The 19,820-nt window shown below is 43.3% G+C and carries 20 protein-coding genes and 3 tRNA genes; 14 read left to right on the forward strand and 9 right to left on the reverse strand.

Features of this window, described 5'->3' with window-relative positions; genetic code table 11:
* Positions 1-146: 146 nt before the first annotated feature.
* Genes ACMJ0U_RS02330 through ACMJ0U_RS02350 form a run of 5 tightly spaced genes read left to right on the forward strand, consistent with a single transcriptional unit; the run spans position 147 to position 4,155 of the window.
* Entirely contained in the window at positions 147-1,136 is a 990-nt protein-coding gene (locus ACMJ0U_RS02330) for a glycosyltransferase (protein ID WP_417127915.1), read from the forward strand.
* A complete protein-coding gene (gene radC, locus ACMJ0U_RS02335) occupies positions 1,137-1,829 on the forward strand; it encodes a RadC family protein (RefSeq protein ID WP_278411047.1) in 693 nt (230 codons plus the stop codon).
* 60 nt (positions 1,830-1,889) lie between these two features.
* On the forward strand, positions 1,890-2,210 hold the full coding sequence (locus ACMJ0U_RS02340) for a metal-sulfur cluster assembly factor (protein ID WP_007571218.1): 321 nt from the start codon (positions 1,890-1,892) through the stop codon (positions 2,208-2,210).
* Between the two features lie 18 nt (positions 2,211-2,228).
* Entirely contained in the window at positions 2,229-3,377 is a 1,149-nt protein-coding gene (locus ACMJ0U_RS02345; RefSeq protein WP_417127918.1) for a TlpA family protein disulfide reductase, read from the forward strand.
* Between the two features lie 10 nt (positions 3,378-3,387).
* Entirely contained in the window at positions 3,388-4,155 is a 768-nt protein-coding gene (locus tag ACMJ0U_RS02350; protein WP_118483560.1) for a UDP-2,3-diacylglucosamine diphosphatase, read from the forward strand.
* A 78-nt stretch (positions 4,156-4,233) separates the two neighbouring features.
* Here the strand turns inward: ACMJ0U_RS02350 and ACMJ0U_RS02355 are convergent, their stop codons facing one another.
* The 3 genes from ACMJ0U_RS02355 to pta all read right to left on the reverse strand — a co-directional run bounded on the left by ACMJ0U_RS02355 (position 4,234) and on the right by pta (position 7,727).
* Positions 4,234-5,274 (reverse strand): sugar kinase, encoded by a 1,041-nt coding sequence (locus ACMJ0U_RS02355; RefSeq protein ID WP_118483562.1) that lies wholly within the window; start codon positions 5,272-5,274, stop codon positions 4,234-4,236.
* A 141-nt stretch (positions 5,275-5,415) separates the two neighbouring features.
* On the reverse strand, positions 5,416-6,621 hold the full coding sequence (locus tag ACMJ0U_RS02360) for an acetate kinase (protein ID WP_007571213.1): 1,206 nt from the start codon (positions 6,619-6,621) through the stop codon (positions 5,416-5,418).
* A gap of 95 nt (positions 6,622-6,716) precedes the next feature.
* The gene (gene pta / locus ACMJ0U_RS02365; protein WP_007558073.1) at positions 6,717-7,727 is read right to left on the reverse strand and encodes a phosphate acetyltransferase; all 1,011 of its coding nucleotides are present in this window, start codon (positions 7,725-7,727) and stop codon (positions 6,717-6,719) included.
* 234 nt (positions 7,728-7,961) lie between these two features.
* On the opposite strand from pta, the gene ACMJ0U_RS02370 reads away from it, so the two are divergent.
* From ACMJ0U_RS02370 to ACMJ0U_RS02385, 4 genes are all read left to right on the forward strand, one after another.
* Positions 7,962-8,312, forward strand: a complete 351-nt coding sequence (locus tag ACMJ0U_RS02370; RefSeq protein ID WP_417127921.1) for a CidA/LrgA family protein — start codon at positions 7,962-7,964, stop codon at positions 8,310-8,312.
* A complete protein-coding gene (locus tag ACMJ0U_RS02375; protein ID WP_417127923.1) occupies positions 8,293-8,988 on the forward strand; it encodes an LrgB family protein in 696 nt (231 codons plus the stop codon). The genes ACMJ0U_RS02370 and ACMJ0U_RS02375 overlap by 20 nt, the downstream gene beginning before the upstream one ends.
* A gap of 90 nt (positions 8,989-9,078) precedes the next feature.
* On the forward strand, positions 9,079-9,972 hold the full coding sequence (locus ACMJ0U_RS02380; RefSeq protein WP_417127924.1) for a DUF2156 domain-containing protein: 894 nt from the start codon (positions 9,079-9,081) through the stop codon (positions 9,970-9,972).
* Positions 9,973-9,992: 20 nt separating this feature from the next.
* The gene (locus ACMJ0U_RS02385) at positions 9,993-10,994 is read left to right on the forward strand and encodes a GNAT family N-acetyltransferase (protein WP_417127926.1); all 1,002 of its coding nucleotides are present in this window, start codon (positions 9,993-9,995) and stop codon (positions 10,992-10,994) included.
* 2 nt (positions 10,995-10,996) lie between these two features.
* Here the strand turns inward: ACMJ0U_RS02385 and cdaA are convergent, their stop codons facing one another.
* Both cdaA and folP read right to left on the reverse strand, forming a co-directional pair.
* Complete coding sequence (cdaA, locus tag ACMJ0U_RS02390; RefSeq protein ID WP_417127927.1) at positions 10,997-11,776, reverse strand: diadenylate cyclase CdaA; 780 nt, start codon at positions 11,774-11,776, stop codon at positions 10,997-10,999.
* 32 nt (positions 11,777-11,808) lie between these two features.
* Positions 11,809-12,657, reverse strand: coding sequence for a dihydropteroate synthase (gene folP, locus ACMJ0U_RS02395; protein WP_417127929.1), 849 nt, complete (start codon positions 12,655-12,657; stop codon positions 11,809-11,811).
* 205 nt (positions 12,658-12,862) lie between these two features.
* Here folP and ACMJ0U_RS02400 point away from each other — a divergent pair.
* Positions 12,863-12,937 (forward strand) — tRNA-Val (locus ACMJ0U_RS02400).
* A 50-nt stretch (positions 12,938-12,987) separates the two neighbouring features.
* Entirely contained in the window at positions 12,988-13,629 is a 642-nt protein-coding gene (locus ACMJ0U_RS02405; protein WP_417127931.1) for a response regulator transcription factor, read from the forward strand.
* A gap of 5 nt (positions 13,630-13,634) precedes the next feature.
* On the opposite strand, the gene cysK is transcribed toward ACMJ0U_RS02405, so the two are convergent.
* The 3 genes from cysK to ACMJ0U_RS02420 all read right to left on the reverse strand — a co-directional run bounded on the left by cysK (position 13,635) and on the right by ACMJ0U_RS02420 (position 14,856).
* A complete protein-coding gene (gene cysK, locus ACMJ0U_RS02410) occupies positions 13,635-14,582 on the reverse strand; it encodes a cysteine synthase A (protein ID WP_417127933.1) in 948 nt (315 codons plus the stop codon).
* Between the two features lie 113 nt (positions 14,583-14,695).
* Positions 14,696-14,768 (reverse strand) — tRNA-Met (locus ACMJ0U_RS02415).
* 15 nt (positions 14,769-14,783) lie between these two features.
* A tRNA-Met gene (locus ACMJ0U_RS02420) sits at positions 14,784-14,856 on the reverse strand.
* Positions 14,857-15,097: 241 nt separating this feature from the next.
* Here ACMJ0U_RS02420 and ACMJ0U_RS02425 point away from each other — a divergent pair.
* The 3 genes from ACMJ0U_RS02425 (at position 15,098) to ACMJ0U_RS02435 (ending at position 17,224) form a co-directional block, all read left to right on the forward strand.
* Positions 15,098-15,706 carry a TetR/AcrR family transcriptional regulator gene (locus tag ACMJ0U_RS02425; protein ID WP_417127934.1) on the forward strand — a complete coding sequence of 203 codons (609 nt, stop codon included), beginning with the start codon at positions 15,098-15,100 and terminating at the stop codon, positions 15,704-15,706.
* A gap of 16 nt (positions 15,707-15,722) precedes the next feature.
* Positions 15,723-16,469: a 3-oxoacyl-[acyl-carrier-protein] reductase gene (gene fabG / locus ACMJ0U_RS02430; protein WP_007557941.1), complete on the forward strand. Its 747-nt coding sequence runs from the start codon at positions 15,723-15,725 to the stop codon at positions 16,467-16,469.
* Between the two features lie 83 nt (positions 16,470-16,552).
* Positions 16,553-17,224 (forward strand): RluA family pseudouridine synthase, encoded by a 672-nt coding sequence (locus ACMJ0U_RS02435; RefSeq protein WP_417127935.1) that lies wholly within the window; start codon positions 16,553-16,555, stop codon positions 17,222-17,224.
* 291 nt (positions 17,225-17,515) lie between these two features.
* Here the strand turns inward: ACMJ0U_RS02435 and ACMJ0U_RS02440 are convergent, their stop codons facing one another.
* Positions 17,516-18,868 carry a sigma-54-dependent transcriptional regulator gene (locus tag ACMJ0U_RS02440; RefSeq protein WP_417127937.1) on the reverse strand — a complete coding sequence of 451 codons (1,353 nt, stop codon included), beginning with the start codon at positions 18,866-18,868 and terminating at the stop codon, positions 17,516-17,518.
* Between the last annotated feature and the right edge of the window lie 952 nt (positions 18,869-19,820).

Here is a 19,820-nt window from a genome sequence, read left to right on the forward strand (position 1 = left end):
TTTTTTGTACAAAAGATCAATGAAATATGCTGATGTTTTTTGGGGATGTTCTTGTAATGAATGGGAAATGTTGAATAAACTTCTATAAATTAAAATATACTTTAAAGAAAGACGTATATTTGTAACAGAAACCGAAAATACAGATTATGAGATATTCTTTTATCGTTCCCGTTTACAACCGTCCGGATGAGGTGGATGAATTGCTGCAAAGTCTTACGAAGCAAACCCTTGGTGATTTTGAAGTATTGGTTATAGAAGATGGTTCGTCTGTACCCTGTGAAGATGTGGTGGAGAAATACCGTACACAGTTGGATGTACATTATTATAATAAACCGAATTCAGGGCCAGGGCAGACGCGTAACTTTGGAGCGGAACGAAGCCAAGGAGAATATCTGTTGATTCTGGATTCGGATTGTGTATTGCCTCCGGGGTATCTTGCTGCTGTCGATGAAGAGTTGAAACGTGAGCCTGCCGACGCTTTTGGAGGACCAGACCGTGCACACGATTCTTTCTCGGCTACACAGAAAGCGATAAATTATGCCATGACCTCTTTCTTTACTACAGGAGGTATTCGTGGCGGGAAAAAGAAAATGGATAAGTTCTACCCCAGAAGTTTTAATATGGGAGTACGTGCCGATGTATATCGCAAGTTGGGAGGTTTCTCGAAAATGCGTTTCGGCGAAGATATCGATTTCAGTATCCGGATATTTAAGGCCGGATGCCGTTGCCGCTTGTTTCCTGAAGCATGGGTGTGGCATAAACGCCGCACTGATCTGAAGAAGTTCTTCAAGCAGGTACATAATTCGGGTATCGCACGTATCAATTTATATAAAAAATATCCAGAATCGCTGAAACTGGTGCACATGCTTCCTGCTGCATTTACGGTAGGGGTAGTGTTGGTGCTGCTTGCTTCGCTGATATGTCCGTGGGCACTCTTGTTGCTTGCACTGTTCGCTTTGATTATATTTGTTGATTCTTCCATACAAAATAAAAGTTTGTATATCGGTATATTATCTGTCGTTGCTGCGTTTATACAGTTGACAGGTTATGGAACCGGTTTCTTGTCGGCATGGTGGAAACGCTGTGTGCGGGGCAAAGGAGCCTTTTCCGCCTTCGAGAAGAACTTTTATGAGTAAATGGGTAATAATAAACTGACAATCAACCAATGGGCGGAGGAGGACCGCCCGCGTGAAAAAATGATGCAGCACGGCGCTGCTGCTTTGTCGAATGCCGAACTGCTGGCTATTCTGATAGGTTCAGGAAATACGGAAGATTCTGCGGTGGAGCTGATGCGAAAGGTGCTCGGCGACTATCGTAACAGTCTGAGTGAACTGGGGAAGACAACTATCGATGAACTTTGCCGCTATAAGGGAATAGGTCCGGCAAAGGCAATTACTATTCTAGCTGCTTCGGAAATAGGCAGACGGCGGCTGGAGGAGGAGCCGCTGGAAAGAAAACAAATCAGATGCTCCAAAGATATATACGACGTATTCTATCCGCTGATGTGTGACCTTCCAGTGGAAGAATGCTGGGTGCTATTGCTCAATCAGTCATCGAAAATCATAGACCGTATTTGTATCAGTCGTGGCGGACTTGCTTCCACACAGGTGGATGTCCGTTGTATTTTGCGTGAAGCTCTGCTCAAACGGGCGGTATCCATGGTACTTTGCCATAATCACCCTTCTGGAAACACATCGCCCAGCCGCGATGACGACCGTCTGACAGAAGCGTTGAGGCGGGCAGCCGAGGTGATGAATATCCGCTTGCTCGATCATCTGGTAATAACCGATGGCGGCTATTATAGCTATTGCGATGAGGGAAGGATATGAGTGTATTTTCGTTATTCCATTTTTTTATTACATTTGCACATGTAACTAAAAGCGTGCTTTATGGATAACGAAACTAAACTGAAAGTAGAAGAAAGTATTGTAGAAATGCTGAAAACCGTATACGATCCGGAGATTCCAGTCAACGTATACGATTTGGGACTGATATATAAAATAGACTTGCAGGATGATGGTGAGGTTGTGATTGACATGACACTGACTGCCCCCAATTGTCCGGCTGCCGACTTCATTATGGAGGATATCCGCCAGAAAATAGAATCGGTAGAAGGTGTGAAAGCTGCTCAAATTAATCTGGTGTTCGAACCTGAATGGGATAAGGACATGATGACCGAGGAGGCAAAACTGGAACTGGGTTTTCTTTGATCAACATAAACTGAGTCTATGAATACGAAACGTATGCTTCTGATTGCGGGAGCAGCCGGGTTGTTTGCCGGAAGTTTGTCTGCTCAGGTAGCAACAGTCGAGGGCAGGCTGTCGGGAATAGACAGTGATACATTGCTTGTAGATAATTTTCCCATATCCGATTTGAAGCGTGAGAACCTGAAAACGGATGCAGTAGCCATACGACAGGGGCACTTTACGTATAAAATGAAGACAGGTAATATGCCTGCTGAAATGTATTTTTACGCCAAGCCTAAAAGTGGTGAGGCTTCTTCGTTGCGCAAAACAGTCAGCGTAGTCGCTTTTCCGGGTGAAACCGTTCGGCTGACAGGTTCCATAGACGATTATCAGGCAGAAGGGAATGTATTCCATAAGAATTATGCCGAAGCTGCAGAAGGGTGGAAGTCTGCTCAAAAGCGGATGGAAGCTACGACAGAAGTCATCATGAAGATGCAGCAGGAAGGACAGTTGAACCCTCAGCGTATTGACTCGCTGCGTCAGATTTATCAACCGATAGCCGATGAAATAAGCAATTGTAAGGAACAGTACATCCGTAAGTATCCCGATAGTGATGTTTCCGTGTATCTGCTTGCTGATCTGGGTGGTGCTCGCGCCAAGGTTTTGCTGCCTCTTGTGGGCGAAAAGGCAAAGACGGGGCCGATGTCTTCGCTTTATCTTGCCATGCAGGATGCTTTGAAGGAGGCAGAAGCACGTAAGGCTGCTTCTCAAAATATCAAAGAAGGAAAAGAAGCTCCCGAGTTTGTGCTGAAAGATATCAATGGGAAGGATTTTGCTCTTTCGTCGCTGCGAGGCAAATATGTGGTACTGGACTTTTGGGGAAGCTGGTGCGGCTGGTGCATTAAGGGGCTGCCTGATATGAAGAAGGCTTACGAAAAGTATAAAGACCGGATGGAGATTGTAGGCATAGACTGCGGTGATACGGAAAAGAAATGGAAGGCTGCTGTTGCCGAGCATGAAATTCCCTGGCTGCATGTACGCAATGCGGGACAGGAAGATTTGACCGTAGTGTACGCCGTTAAAGGATTTCCTACAAAAATTGTGATAGATCCTCAGGGTAAAATAGCCCGGGTTGTGGTAGGTGAAGATCCTGCTTTCTATACGTATCTGGATTCATTGTTCAAACTCTAAATATAGCAAAATGAAGAATGTGTATTTCCTTTCCGATGCCCATCTGGGCTCACGTGCGATAGCGCATAGTCGTACGCAGGAACGTCGGCTGGTTAACTTTCTCGACAGTATCAAGAACCGGGCGGCTGCTGTTTATCTGCTGGGCGATATGTTTGACTTCTGGTACGAATTCAAGCTTGTTGTTCCGAAAGGATATACCCGTTTTCTGGGAAAAATATCCGAGTTGACCGATATGGGAGTAGAGGTGCATTTCTTTATCGGTAATCATGATATCTGGTGTGGTGACTATCTGGAAAAGGAGTGTGGCGTTACGATTCATCGTGAACCGCTGACTTGCGAGATTTATGGCAAGGAATTTTTCCTGGCTCATGGCGACGGTCTGGGTGATGGTGACCGTAAGTTTAAACTACTTCGTACAATGTTTCATAGTAAAACGTTGCAACGTATGTTTTCAATGCTGCATCCTCGCTGGAGTATTGAGTTTGGTCTGGAGTGGGCAAAACATAGTCGCCTGAAACGAAAAGATGGAAAAGAACCGGAGTATATGGGTGAAGATAAAGAACCTTTGGTGTTATTTACCAAGGAGTATCTGAAGACACATCCGGATATTAATTACTTTATCTACGGACATCGTCATATCGTACTCGACCTGATGCTGAGCCGTTCATCACGAATGATGATTCTGGGTGACTGGATTAATGAGTTTTCGTATGCAGTATTCGATGGCGAATCAATGTTCTTGGAACAATATATCGAGGGAGAAACTTCTGTACGATAAAAGAGTGTATTTATACATAACAAAAGCCTGCCAGACATTGTCCGGCAGGCTTCTATTTTTATATAGGGTAAGGTTGCTTTATCGAGCTACCTCTCCGCTTTCATGTTTAGCCAGCAAGCCTTCTACTTCAGATACTTTTACGATGTTATAGTCGCCGGCAATTGTATTTTTCAGAACAGAAGCTGCGGTTGAGAAGTCTACACGTTTCTGTTCATCCTCGTAAGCATGTTGTGCATACAGCATAGCACCGCAGAATGCATCACCTACACCAACGCAGTCGATAACGTTGTCGATATCGAATACTCGTGTATATTTCATGCTGCCATTAGAGTAAAGCACTCCGGCAAAGGTATGATGTTCCGAGCTCATCACGTTACGCAGGGCAATATATATGTATTTGCAATTTGGAATTTGCTGGCTGATTGCCTTACAAAACTCTTCGTAAGCTTTTACATCGTATGTTTCGCCACTTTTTGTTGCCTTAAATCCTGGGGCAGGAATTCCAGTCAGCAAAGCATATTCTCCTTCACTACCAAACATGATATCACTGCTTACCATCAGTGGACGAAGCACTTCTTGTGCACTCTTACCATAATTCCAAAGGTTCTTTCGGTAGTTTATGTCGTATGAAATGGTCAGTCCCATTTCCTTGGCAACGGTAATAGCTTCTTTGCATACCTCTGCAAGTCCAGGAGTCAGTGCTGCATCTATGCCCGACCAGTGGAAAATTGCAGCGTCGGCAAATGCTGCATGCCAGTCTATCATTCCAGGTTTCAGTTCGGAGAAAGCAGAACCCTCACGGTCGTAAATGACTTTTGAGTTACGCATAGCAGCGGCTTTTTCCATGTAATAAGTTCCCAGACGGTGTCCGCCGATTAGGATATGTCGTGTTCCGATATTGTGTGAACGCAGTTCGGCCAGACATGTTTCTCCTAGAGCGTTATCTGGAAGGCGGGTAATATATTCTACATCTCCTCCAAAGTTGGCGATGGAGATGGCTACATTGGCTTCGCTACCGCCGTAGTTGACCAGGAACTCACGGCTTTGTTGCATACGTAAGTTATCCGGGGTAGTAAGGCGAAGCATGATTTCACCAAAGGTTACGATTTTCTTTTTCATAATAGAGGCGTGTTTCTTGTTGTTTTGATGGCATAAAAAAAGAAGACATTCCATATAAGTCTTTCTTTTTTGCTCGCTGCAAAGATAAGAAAACTTATGAGGAATATCCTCTTTTTTAAGCTATTTAAGGTATGCTGTTCCTTATTTGTTCATGCTGTTCAGTATGTCCATAGTGTCTGTTGCAATCATCAGCTCTTCGTCTGTCGGGATAACTACAACTTTTACCTTAGAATCGTCGGTAGAAATGATCGCTTCTTTGCTGCGAACTTTGTTCTTTTCCGGATCGATCTTGACACCCAGGTAGCCCAGTGTCTTACAAACGCCGGCACGAGCTGTAGCCTGATTTTCACCAACACCACCAGTAAACAAGATTACATCTACACCGTCCATTGCAGCTGCGTATGCACCGATGTATTTAGTGATGCGGTAGAAATACATGTTTTCTGTAAGGATGGCACGTTCTTCTCCTCTGGCTACTGCATCTTCCAATTCACGCATATCACTTGATTTTTCGAACATTCCCAATACACCGCTCTTCTTGTTCAGCAGAGTAGACATTTCATCAGGTGTAAGGCCTTCTTTTTTCATGATATAAGTGATAGCACCACCGTCGATATCACCGCAACGTGTACCCATCATCAGACCTTCCAGCGGAGTCAGTCCCATAGTAGTATCGATACATTTACCGTCTTTTACCGCAGCGATAGAACCACCGTTTCCGATGTGGCAAGTGATGATCTTAGAACCTTCTTGTGGAATACCCAGATATTCGCATACACGTTTTGATACATAGCGATGAGATGTTCCGTGGAAACCATAACGGCGGATACCATATTTTTCGAAATATTTGTAAGGTATCGGATACAGATATGCATAGTCGGGCATAGTCTGGTGGAAAGCAGTATCGAATACAGCTACCTGTGGTACTTCAGGCAACAGTTTCTGTACAGCATAGATACCTTTCAGGTTTGCTGGGTTGTGCAACGGGCCCAGGTCGCAGCATTCTTCTACAGCTGCAATAACAGCGTCGTCAATCAATACAGAACCGCTGAATTTTGTTCCTCCGTGCAATACACGATGACCTACTGCTTTGATTTCGTGTAAGTTATTTACTGCACCGTATTCTGCGTTAGTCAGTGTGTCGAAAATAAACTGTACACCAGTAGTATGTTCAGGTACGTCCTTTTCAAGGATTTTCTTTTCTCCGTTAGGCAAAGTCAACTTCAGGAAAGAACCTGGCAGACCGATTTTTTCGATACCTCCTTGTGCGAGGACTTCTTTGGTAGTCATTTCGAATAATTTGTACTTGATTGATGAACTACCGCAGTTGAGTACTAATACTTTCATATCTTATTAAATATTTTTGTAATGATGAAAACTATAATGCCACTCTGCAGGAAAAGTGAGTGGCATTATGGAAATAAATTATCGGAATCGGATGATTACTGTGCCTTGGCAGCGATAGCCTGGTTGGCAGTGATAGCAATCATCTTGTATACGTCGTCGATGCTACATCCACGTGACAAGTCGTTTACCGGACGAGCGATACCCTGCAGGATAGGTCCTACAGCAGTAGCGTGGCCCAGACGTTCAACCAGCTTGTAAGAGATGTTTCCTACTTCCAGGCAAGGAACAACCAATACGTTGGCCTTTCCTGCGATTTCAGAACCCGGAGCTTTGCTGGCTCCTACTCTTGGAACCAAAGCGGCATCTGCCTGCAGTTCACCGTCAATTTTCAATGTCGGATCTAATTCTTTTGCGATTTTCAATGCTTCTACCACTTTGTCCACTACTTCATGTTTGGCAGAACCTTTGGTAGAGAAGCTCAGCATAGCTACACGCGGGTCAATGCCTGCTACTGCTTTTGCAGTCTGTGCAGTACAGATAGCGATTTGTGCCAGCTGGTTTGCATCGGGTACAGGAGTTACAGCTACGTCGCCCATTACCAATACACCGTTGTCTCCGCATTCAGGAGCGTGTGTCAGCATCAGCATGGCACCTGAAACGCAAGTGATGCCCGGAGCAGTCTTGATAATCTGCAATGCAGGACGAAGTACATCACCAGTTGTATTGCGTGCACCAGCCAATTGTCCGTCTGCGTCGCCAGCCTTGATAATCAGACAGCCCAAGTACAAAGGATTCAGCACAAGTTTGCGAGCTTCTTCGATGGTCATACCTTTTTTCTTACGAAGTTCGCACAGCAACTGTGCATATTCTTCTTGTTTAGGATTGTTTTCCGGGTCAATGATGGTAGCTTTGTGGATGTTACCCAATCCCCATTCTTTGGCCAGATTCATGATTTCATCGGGGTTACCCAATAAAATAAGGTCTGCTACACCGTCTGTCAATATCTGATTGGCAGCTTTCAAAGTACGTTCTTCTGTTCCTTCCGGAAGCACGATGCGCTGTTTGTTTGCTTTAGCGCGTTCAACGATTTCACTGATTAAATCCATGATTTATATGTTAAATTGTAAATGCTTGTTGTGTGCGATAACGAGCTTTTTGTTTCCCACTGCAAAAATAGGTATTTTTGTAATATGTAGTTTGCAAAAGGTGATTTTTTTTGCTTTAAAGTATGCAAAAACCTTTATACCCTTTATAGATACGAATAAAAAACGGTTTTAGAAGAGGTTGGTTTTTCTGATTATGTATTTTTGCATCGGTTTTCAAGTTAAAATAAAGGTATTATGATTCGACAGTGTTCTATTCTTTTTGGGTGCCTGGCGTTAGGTGAACTGATTGTTTATTTGACGGGTATCAAGCTGCCTTCGAGTATTATTGGCATGCTGTTACTTACTTCGTTTCTTCAGCTGGGCTGGATAAAACTGGAGTGGGTGCAGGGGCTTACAAATTTTCTGGTAGCAAATTTGGGTTTTTTCTTTGTACCGTCGGGAGTGGCGTTAATGCTGTATTTTGATGTGATTACGGCACAGTTCTGGCCGATTGTGATTGCGACACTGGTCAGCACAATATTGGTTTTAGTAGTAACGGGTTGGGTACATCAATTGGTTCGTAAGTATGGATTTTTTCGAAAATAAATTTTTTCTGCTGGCTATTACATTTGGCTTTTTCTTCTTGTCAAAATTATTGCAGAAAAAAACAGGATGGGTGTTATTGAATCCTATCCTTGTGGCAATAGCCATGTTGATTTGTTTTCTTCAGTTTACGGGAGTTTCTTATGACACCTACTCCGAGGCTGGTTCGTTGGTAGAATTTTGGTTAAAACCGGCTGTCGTGGCATTGGGGGTGCCTTTGTACTTGCAATTACGTATGATAAAGAAACAATTGATGCCGATTCTGATTTCCCAGTTAGCCGGTTGTGTGGTCGGACTGGTTTCGGTGACGATTATTGCCAAATTGATGGGAGCTTCTCCGGAAGTGATTATGTCATTGGCTCCAAAGTCCGTGACTACTCCGATTGCCATGGAGGTTTCGAATGCAGTAGGAGGAATTCCTTCACTGACAGCCGCTGTGGTCATTGTGGTCGGATTGTTTGGAGCAATCTGTGGATTTAAACTGCTTCAGGTAGGGCGTGTGGCCAGTCCGATTGCACAGGGATTGTCTATGGGAACAGCCAGTCATGCAGTCGGTACTTCACGTGCCATGGAAGTGAGTGGAAAGTATGGTGCATATGCAAGTCTGGGACTGACCTTGAACGGAATTCTTACCGCTTTGCTTTCGCCTACAATTTTGCATATCTTAGGATTGTATTAAGATTTTGTCCTTCTACGGAATGAACTGAATGACCGGCTGATTTGTTATTTTCTTCAGATGTAAGTATTTGTTCGAAAAAGAAACTCCGATATGATAGCATTTAAACCGATAGACCTGAGTGATAAGGATACCGTGCAGAAATATACGTTGAACAGTCCACGGCGTAATTGTGATTTGTCGTTTGTGAATCTGTACAGCTGGCGTTTCCTGTATCAGACGGAGATTGCGGAAATGGATGGTTTTTTGCTGTTTCGTTTTTATGCAGACGGACAACTGGCTTATATGATGCCTGTGGGTGAAGGGGGAGATATTCGTCCGGTGATTGAAGCGTTGATGGAGGATGCAAAAAGTCAAGGCGCTCCTTTCCGTTTGCTAGGTGTATGTGCCAATATGCGTGCGGAACTGGAAAATGCTTTTCCGGATTGTTTTAATTTTGTTTCCGATCGGGATTATGCTGATTACATTTATCTGCGCTCCGACCTGTCCACATTGAAAGGGAAAAAGTTTCAGCCTAAACGGAATCATTTGAATAAGTTCAGGAGCAATTATCCGAATTATACATATAAACCTTTGACTTCCGACTTGATTCTCGCATGTCTGGAGTTGGAGACTCAGTGGTGTCGGGCGAATAATTGTGCGGAGAATCAGGCCTTGGAGAACGAACGTCGCTCCATGACAGCTGCCTTGCAGCATTTGGAGCAATTGGACGTGATTGGAGGGGTACTTTATGTGGAGGATGAGATTGTGGCCTTTACTTTTGGGGCACCCATCAATCAAACGACTTTCGATACGTGTGTGGAAAAAGCCAATACGGCTGTGGAAGGAGCGTACGCCATGATTAATTATGAGTTTGCCAATCATATTCCTTCACAGTACATCTATATCAACCGGGAGGAAGACTTGGGATTGGAAGGGCTCCGGAAAGCCAAGCTTTCTTATCAGCCGGAAGTGATTCTTGAAAAATACATGGCAGAGGTGAAATGAGTGTGAAAGAGCAAGTCAGAATGTTATGGGCAACTTGTTTTCATGACTCGGAAGCGTTCATGGATCTTTATTTCGGTTGCCGCTATGCTGATTCCCTGAATGAGTATATGGAATCGGACGGGAAGGTAATAGCTGCCTTGCAACGTATTCCATATCGGTTGACGTATGAAGGCATGAATGTGCCGGTTTCCTATATTTCAGGAGCTTGTACGCATCCGGCATATCGGGAGCAGGGAGTGATGCGAAAATTGCTGGCCCAGGCTCATCAGAGCATGTTTCGGGAAGGAGTGCTGTTTTCTACTTTGATACCTGCAGAGGATTGGTTGAAAGGTTACTATGCCCGTTCGGGATATACCCTTTGTTTTCAACGGAGAAAAAAGTTATTAACAGCTTCTTGTTTACCTGTTGAAAACTTTCCTAATCGGTGGAAACTGGTTGAAATCCCTCCAGAAAGTGCCTTATGCGGGCATGCTTTCCGTTTTTATGACCATTTTCAGTCTGATTGTGAAAACTGTATACAGCATAATTGGGAAGATTTCCACATCATATTGGCGGATTTACTTTTGTCGGGAGGTCAGTTGTGGGGAGCTGTAGAGGAAGATGAACTGCAGGGACTTTGCTTCTGTTTGCCGGAAAAGGAAAGACTGATAATCAAGGAAATGGTATGCAGGAATAAGACCATTGAACAAGCTATGCTGCGTGGTTTGTCTTCTCATTACGGTTTAATGGAGTTGGAATGCGATTCTTGTTCCGAGGGGCAGCCTTATGAGTTGGGGATGGCAAGAATTATTCATGTAGAAGCATTGTTCAGGTTATTAGCCGGAAGAAGGACTGGAGGCCATTATTTTAAAGTAGAAGGAGATGAGGCGCTTCCGCAAAATAACGGTTGTCATAATCTGGAAGGGGGGATATACTCCAGAGGTGAATTGAAAGAGCGGACTTATCAGGTGGTTTCTATCAATGAACTTACCCGACAGCTGTTTGATGGGAAGTCTCCCTATATGAATCTGATGCTGGATTGAAGTTACATCCGGTTGTCTGCCGTCAGCATACGTTCCAGTTCTTCTGCCGTTAACTTCAAGTGGAACTGTCCGTGGTAGGCAATGGAAATGCCGCCAGTTTCTTCGGATACAATAATGGCCATGGCATCCGTTTCCTGTGATACACCTAAGGCAGCACGATGGCGAAGTCCTAATTCTTTGGGAATTTCCAGGTTGTGTGAAACCGGAAGGATGCATCCGGCTGCTTTTATTCGCTTGTGGCTGATAATCATGGCTCCATCGTGTAACGGACTGTTCTTGAAAAAGATATTTTCAATGAGTCGCTGGTTTATATTGGCATCAATCAGGTCGCCTGTACGGACAATGTCATCCAACGGGAAATCCTTTTCTATCACAATCAGTGCTCCCACCTTACCCTTACTCATATTCAGGCAGGCCATTACAATAGGCATGATGTCTTCTTTTTCTGTGTCTGTCTTTTTGTTGCCTTTCAGGAAACGGAACAGACTGTTGCTGCGCTGTCTGGAGCCCAATGACAATAGAAAATGACGTATCTCATCCTGGAACAAGACAATAAGTGCGATTACTCCTACACTCACCAGTTTGTCGAAAATAGAACCTAATAGTCTCATCTGGAGTACCTGTGACACGATTACCCAAATGATAATGAATACCAGGATACCGATGAAGATATTAATGGAGCCCGACGACTTCATCAGCTTGTAGGACTTGTATAACAGAAGGGCTACCAGCAGAATGTCGAGTATATCTTTGAAACTGAGTATGTAGATGTCGAAAGGCATAATTAAAAGTATGTTGAAGTTCGTGTTTTAAATCATTGGTTTTGCAAGGCATTGAAAATCCGGACGGTTTCTACGGCTGCTTTTACATCATGTGCCCTGAGCAGATTGGCGCCTTTCATCAAGGCAATGGCGTGTATGGCGGTTGTTCCGTTTAGAGTGTTTTCAGGTCCTCCTCCCAATAATTTATAAATCATTGATTTGCGGGATACTCCTACAAGAATCGGAAGGTGGAATAGAGAGAATTCTTCCAGTTTGTTCAGTATCTCATAATTATGTTCTAATGTTTTCCCGAAACCAAATCCCGGATCTATAATAAGGTCTTTTACACCTGTAGCCCGGAGTTTCTCGATTTTTTCAGCAAAATAAAGGATGATTTCTTTGACCGGATGCTGGTAATGTGGGTTCTTTTGCATGTTTTGTGGATTCCCCTGCATGTGCATCATGATGTAGGGGACTTTCAATCTTGCCACAGTGGAAAACATGTTTGCATCCAAATCGCCGGCAGAAATGTCGTTGATAATTGCCGTACCGTATTCTTCTACACACATCCGGGCTACATCGGCACGGAAGGTGTCGACAGAAACAATGGCATCAGGGAACTCTCTTCGGATAACCTGTAAACCGTGTTTCAGTCGTTTCATCTCTTCTTCCGGAGCTACATCTTCGGCATCCGGGCGTGAAGAATAGGCACCAATGTCAATAATGCGGCCTCCCTCTTCTATAATCTGGTGTATCCGGCTGACAATATCCTCTTCAGCTTGTTTACGGCTGTCGGCATAAAAAGAGTCGGGGGTTACATTGAGAATACCCATCACCTGAGGGCGGGATAAATCCATCAGTTCTCCGTTGACGTTGATGTATTTTGCAAAGGTTTCTTCCATCTGTTTCTCCTTCATTTTAGTCTTGCAAAGTTACGTACAATAATTTGATTTGTGTGGGTTCTTTCTTGCGAATTTTCCTTTCTGAATGGATTTTTAGTCCCTTCAATGTTCTCTTTTTTCACTTTTTGGTAAAAAAACAACTCAAAAGTTTGCAGGTTACAAATTTAGTTGTACCTTTGCAACCGCAATTGAGAACGAGACTATCGGGCGTTTAGCTCAGCTGGTTCAGAGCATCTGCCTTACAAGCAGAGGGTCGGCGGTTCGAATCCGTCAACGCCCACTTCAAGCTTCGCAATTTTGCGGAGCTTTCTTTTTTAATACCTTTCTGATATGCAAACATTGATTCTGGCAGATAACCAAGATGTGACTCGTTATGGTATGAAGGCTATTGCTGCCGGATTGTATCCGGTATGTGCTTATATGGAAGTTTGGGATTGGAAATCCTTGGCGGAATCGTTGGCTGAGTATCCTGAAGCATGTGTGGTGCTGGATTATACCTTGCTTGATTGTTCGGTGGAACAGCTGCTGGTATTGCATGAGCGTTTCCCGAAGGCTAACTTTGTATTGTTTAGTGATCAGTTGGGACGTGATTTTGTGCGTAGAATGCTGCTTGTGGGCTCGTCATTTCATGTATTAATGAAGGATGCATCGCTGGCAGAAGTGAATCAATGTCTGCATGATGTGAACGGAGGGTGTCAGTTTGTTTGTGGTAAGGCGAAAGGTCTGCTTCGTGAAAAAGAGGATGGACGGGGTAGGATGGTTCCACTGACACAGACAGAGAAAGAAATTCTACGTGCGATGGCGTTGGGGAAGAGTACAAAAGAGATTGCGGCAGAGCGTTTTCTGAGTGCATATACGGTAGCGACTCATCGTAAGAATATTTTCCGGAAGCTGGAAGTAAACAATGCGCACGAAGCGGTTCGTTATGCGCTCCGTGCGGGAATTGTCAATACGGTAGAATATTGTATTTGATTTTGTTAAAGAGGATATTCTTCAAATGCGAATAGTGCTGTAGATAAATAACGTTCACCGGTATCGGGAAGCAGCACTACGATATTCTTTCCAGCGTATTCCGGTTGTGACGCTACTCGCAGGGCAGCATAGGTGGCCGCTCCCGCAGAAATGCCTGTTAGCAATCCTTCTTTTAGAGAAAGTTCTCTTCCCGTACGGATGGCATCATCATCGGTTACGCGAATGATTCTGTTTACTACATTGCGGTTGAATGTTTTGGGGATAAATCCGGCACCGATACCTTGTATTTTGTGCATGCCGGGTTTCTCGCCTGAAAGTACGGCGGATGAATCCGGTTCTACACCAATAATCTCAATTTGCGGATTGTGCTGTTTTAAGCCTTCTCCCACTCCGCTTAATGTTCCTCCTGTACCTACTCCGGCGATGAATACATCTACTTTTCCGTCCATGTCTTCCCATATTTCCTGTGCGGTAGTATGTACATGTGTGCGAGGATTTGCGGGATTCTCAAACTGTTGTAAGATGACTGCTCCAGGTGTATTATCTCGCAGCTCGTTGGCTTTTTCAATGGCTCCGCTCATGCCTTTGCTTCCTGGGGTAAGAACAAGTTGTGCTCCTAAGGCTTTCAGCAGGTTTTGCCGTTCTATACTCATGGTTTCCGGCATGGTGAGTATGGTTTTGTAGCCTTTTACGCTGGCTACCCATGACAGGCCTACACCGGTATTTCCACTAGTGGGCTCAATGATAGTGGCTCCTTCTTTCAAGATGCCTCTTTTTTCTGCATCTTCAATCATGGCCAATGCAATGCGGTCTTTTACGCTGCCGCCGGGATTGAAGTATTCTAACTTGGCAATAATACGTGCTTGGGTATTATGAGCCTTTTCTAAACGTTCAAGCTCCAGTAGGGGAGTATGTCCGATAAGTTCTGTAAGTTGTTTTTTTACCTGTGCCATAACTATTTTCTTTTTCTTTTGGGCAAAGGTAGGGGGAAAAGAGAGGAGGGGCAATACCCTTTTTAAGGTATATTACGGCATAAAAAAAGAGAAACCTGAAGTTTCTCTTGTAGTTGCGGAGGCCTGACTCGAACAGACGACCTTTGGGTTATGAGCCCAACGAGCTACCAACTGCTCCACTCCGCGATGTTTCATTTGTAGTTGCGGAGGCCTGACTCGAACAGACGACCTTTGGGTTATGAGCCCAACGAGCTACCAACTGCTCCACTCCGCGATGTTTATTTCTTAAATGCGGTGCAAAGGTACGGAGATAAATTCATATAAACAAATGTTTATACAAAAAATATAGAAAGGTTTGCTTTTGTTTAGAATAATAAAGGCTTTAAGTCATATAATGAAAGAATCTAAAGAGAGCTAAGGGGCTTTTTCAGATGAATTTGACACCTTATATTTGTGTAGTATGAAGAAAAACAGTACTTTTGCTCAGATTTTTATCAGTTGTGCAATAAGGAAAGATGACAGTATTAAAGACGAGAGCCAAGTTGGTAGACGTTGCCCGGCAACTTTTTGCGAAGAAGGGGGTGGAAGATACCACGATGAATGACATTGCCCAAGCTTCAAAGAAAGGAAGACGGACGTTGTACACTTACTTTAAGAGTAAGGAACAGATTTATTTGGCTGTGGTAGAGTCGGAACTGGAGATGCTTTCCGCTCAGATGGAGAAAGCGGCAGGCAAGCCGGTATCTCCGGATAAGAAGATTCTGGAATTGATTATGACCCATCTGGATGCGATAAAAATGGTGGTGTACCGTAATGGAACGTTGAGGGCCGATTTCTTTCGGGACATTTGGAGAGTAGAGGCTGTACGGAAGGATTTTGATCGGAAGGAGACAGTGTTGTTTCATCGCGTACTGCATGAAGGAAAGGAACTGAATCTTTTCGATATTGACAATGTGGAGATTACAGCTGATATTTTGCATTACTGCATAAAAGGTATTGAAGTGCCCTATATTCGCGGTCAGATAGGCGAAGAGCTTGACGATGAAACGGGCTGGCGCTATGTGGCCAAGATTGTGTATGGCGCATTAGGGTGCAAGAAAAAAGAAAATAATCATATCGTTTAATTAAAAAATAAAGAAAATGGGATTATTAACTGGAAAGACGGCTATTGTTACCGGTGCTGCACGTGGTATTGGTAAAGCCATTGCATTGAAGTTTGCTGCAGAAGGAGCAAACATTGCCTTTACGGATTTGGTTATTGATGAAAACGGCCAGAATACAGAAAAGGAAATTGCGGCTTATGGCGTAAAAGTAAAAGGATACGCTTCAAATGCAGCAAGCTTTGAAGATACTGCAAAGGTGGTAGAACAGATTCACAATGACTTTGGTTCTGTTGACATCCTGGTAAACAATGCAGGTATCACAAAAGATGGTCTGATGATGCGTATGAGCGAAGGACAGTGGGATGCTGTGATTGCAGTCAACTTGAAATCTGCCTTCAACTTCATCCACGCATGTACACCGATTATGATGCGCCAGAAACAAGGAAGCATCATCAATATGGCTTCAGTAGTAGGTGTACACGGTAATGCAGGACAGTGCAACTATTCAGCTTCTAAGGCAGGTATGATTGGTCTGGCTAAGTCTATCGCACAGGAATTGGGCTCTCGCGGTATCCGTGCCAATGCTATTGCTCCGGGCTTCATCATTACAGAAATGACAGCTAAGTTGTCTGACGAAGTGAAAGCTGAATGGAACAAACGTATTCCTTTGCGTCGTGGCGGTACACCGGAAGATGTAGCTAACATCGCCTTGTTCCTGGCTTCTGACATGTCTTCATACGTGTCAGGACAGGTCATCCAGGTTGACGGTGGTATGAACATGTAATATAATAATAATTAGTATAGAGTGAAGAATGGGGAATAGGGGAGAGTTTTCTTCAGTATTCTCTATTCTTCATTTTTTTGTGTATGACAGTAGTTTACGAAGATAATCATATCATAGTAGTCAACAAGACTGCTTCAGAAATAGTACAGGGTGACAAAACCGGCGATATTCCCTTGTCGGAAACCGTGAAGCAATATTTGAAAGAAAAATATGCCAAACCGGGAAACGTATTTTTGGGAGTCACTCACCGGCTGGATCGTCCGGTAAGCGGATTGGTGGTATTTGCCAAGACCAGTAAGGCACTGAGCCGTCTGAACGAGATGTTCCGTAATGGCGAAGTAAAAAAAACGTATTGGGCTATTGTAAAACAACAGCCTAAGGAGGCAGAAGGAGAGCTGGTGCACTATCTGGTCAGAAACGAGAAGCAGAATAAGTCGTACGCCTACGATAAGGAAGTGAAAAACTCCAAGAAGGCTGTACTGAACTATCGCTTGATTGGTCGTTCAGAAAACTATTATCTGCTGGAAGTAGATTTGAAGACCGGACGCCATCATCAGATACGCTGCCAGCTGGCGAAAATGGGATGTCCAATTAAAGGCGATTTGAAATACGGTTTTCCGCGTTCTAACCCAGATGGAAGTATCTGCTTACATGCCCGTAGGGTACGCTTTATTCACCCGGTGTCCAAAGAGCCGATAGATTTGGTAGCTCCTCTTCCTGCAGGCAGTCTGTGGAATGGTTTCGGTATGGAATAAAAAAGATAAGAAGGAAACGCTTCACAGCGTCCCCTTCTTTTAACACATAGGCATCTTCATTTTATCTGAGATTGTATATAATTGAGAATTCAATTAAATGAGGTAAACAATCTCTGAACTTTATTCTATGGGGTTGGGTTTAGCCTAGTTTGTTTTGGTTGTTCATTGTCTTTGTTTATCTGTAAATAAACAAACAAAACCCGTGCCAAACTTGTAGAATGCCTTGTAGAAGGGATTTTTATACAGAACGCTGTGGAATAAATGTGGAACGTGTGGAAAAATTCCACACGTTTATTGTGGAATGTGGTAGAGTTTTAATTTATTGTATAACGTTTTCCGGTCAATACCCAATAATGTAGCCGCTTTGGTTTTGTTATTTCCGGTTTGTTGCAGGGCTTTTAAAATCCGGTGCTTTTCGGTTTCCTCGTCGTGCAGGGCAAAAGTTTCTTCCATTTCCGGATTTTCGCATACCGTTTTCCGTTCGTTTATTTCTTCTCCTAAATCTTTAACCGTGATAAATTCACCTTGAGCCAGCAAGGTAGCCCGTTTGACCACATTCTTCAGCTGGCGCAGGTTGCCCGGCCATGGATATTTCTGCATGGCTTCGCTGGCTTCTGCATCGAATCCTATCAATGTACGTTCCAGCTCATGGTTGGCCTGGTCCAGAAAGAAGTTGGCAAACAGCAGAATGTCTTCCGGACGCTCTTTCAAGGAAGGCATCTGTAGCGTAAATTCATTGATACGGTGATATAAATCTTCACGGAAATTTCCTTTTGTAATGGCCTCTTTCAGATTTTCGTTTGTGGCGCTGATAAGACGAACATCCACCTCTATTTCTTTTGTAGAGCCAATTCGGCGGATACGGCGTTCCTGTAGGGCACGCAACAATTGTACCTGCACTTCGTAGCTGAGGTTCCCGATTTCATCTAAAAATAACGTACCTCCATTGGCCTCTTCGAATGCACCGGCCTTGTCATTCAAGGCACCGGTAAACGAGCCTTTCACATGGCCAAAGAATTCAGAAGCCGCCAGGTCTTTAGGTATGGAACCGCAGTCAATGGCGATGAAAGGCTTTTCCGAACGTTTGCTCAACTGATGAATGCGGTGGGCCACATATTCTTTTCCGGTTCCGCTGGCTCCATTAATCAGTACCGACATTTGTGTGGGAGCTACCAGCCCTACGTAATTGTATAATTTTCGGGCCTCTTCACTTTCTCCTTCCAGAAAACCATGGGCTGTTTGTGCAGCATTTTTTTCTTTCCCGCTTTCTGTAGGAGTTTTCTCCTGATGAATAGCCTCTTTGATTTTTTTCAGTAATTCGTCAGGTTGTACCGGTTTTGAAATATAATCAGTGGCTCCTTCCTTCATGGCGCGTACGGCACTTTGGATTTCCGCATAGCTGGTCATGATGATGAAGGGTACTTGATTGCCTTGCTCGCGAAGCCATGACAACAGGCTTAGTCCGTCCTGGTCGGGAAGACGCAAATCAGACAAGATAAGGTCGAAGTCGCGCGTGCTAATTTGCTTGCGTGCTTTAGCCTGTGTACTCGCTGTTTCCACTTCAAACCCTTTTTTCCCCAGCCATGTCTTTAGCATGGTAGAAAAAGTCAAATCATCCTCAACGATTAAAATAGACGGAACCATGTGATTTTTTGTTTAATTGATGGTACAAAAATAGTGAAAAAAGTGATAAACAGAAAATATAGTAAAGGTTATTGGTAGATGAGTGTTTTTGGATGATTGTTTGAAGAAACGATAGATAGGAAAGTTATAAGAAAGCTAAGTCTATAAATCACATCATTACAGATTCGCATCTATATTAAAAATAATCTATAACGCAGTCGTAAATAATAGGGTACATTAATTTCTATAGTATGGATAATAAATGATTTAATTAAGGCGATATGGAACGAATGAGAATAGAGGTATTCTCCAATGAAGGATACTTTACGAACGTTTGAGTCTAAATTGAGGGATGGAAGTATTGGAAAATAAACCTGCTGATTAAATAAATTATTTCAAAATCAGCAGGTTGTGTTTGAGCTGTTAATCGCTTTCATGGATTAGAATTTTACTAAAATTCTTACTTTTTTATATTAGAGATGTCCACTTTTTGTTTTAATTCATAAAAGTCGTATTCGGACATCCAGGCTCGTTGTCCTTTCTCGAACATGATTCGCTTGTTAGTCGCATAATCATGAAATTCGTAACATATTTCTGTAAATGGGCCACTGATTTCGTCAAACACACAGATGATTATTGGATCGGAATAGAAGTCGTCTCCATTCATCTTGATGTTAGCGATATTGTAATAAGGTATTCTACCAATAATGTTCACTTTTAGTTCAAGGATATTGCTTTGGTCTTGGCAATAATTAAAATCTTTTTTCAACATCCAATTGCCACAGCAATCTACGACAATTTCTTCATATCTAAATGCATCCAAGTGTAGTTGGATTCCATTATTATATAACGTGAGTTCGAAATAAGAATAAATATATTTCACTGATAATTAGAAACATAGCGATAAAAGTATTAAATTTATAGTGCTGAATTATAACATTTAAACGATTACCACTATGTTTCCAGAGTCTAA

This window comes from Phocaeicola sp. (genome assembly GCF_048170425.1).
GTDB lineage: Bacteria > Bacteroidota > Bacteroidia > Bacteroidales > Bacteroidaceae > Phocaeicola.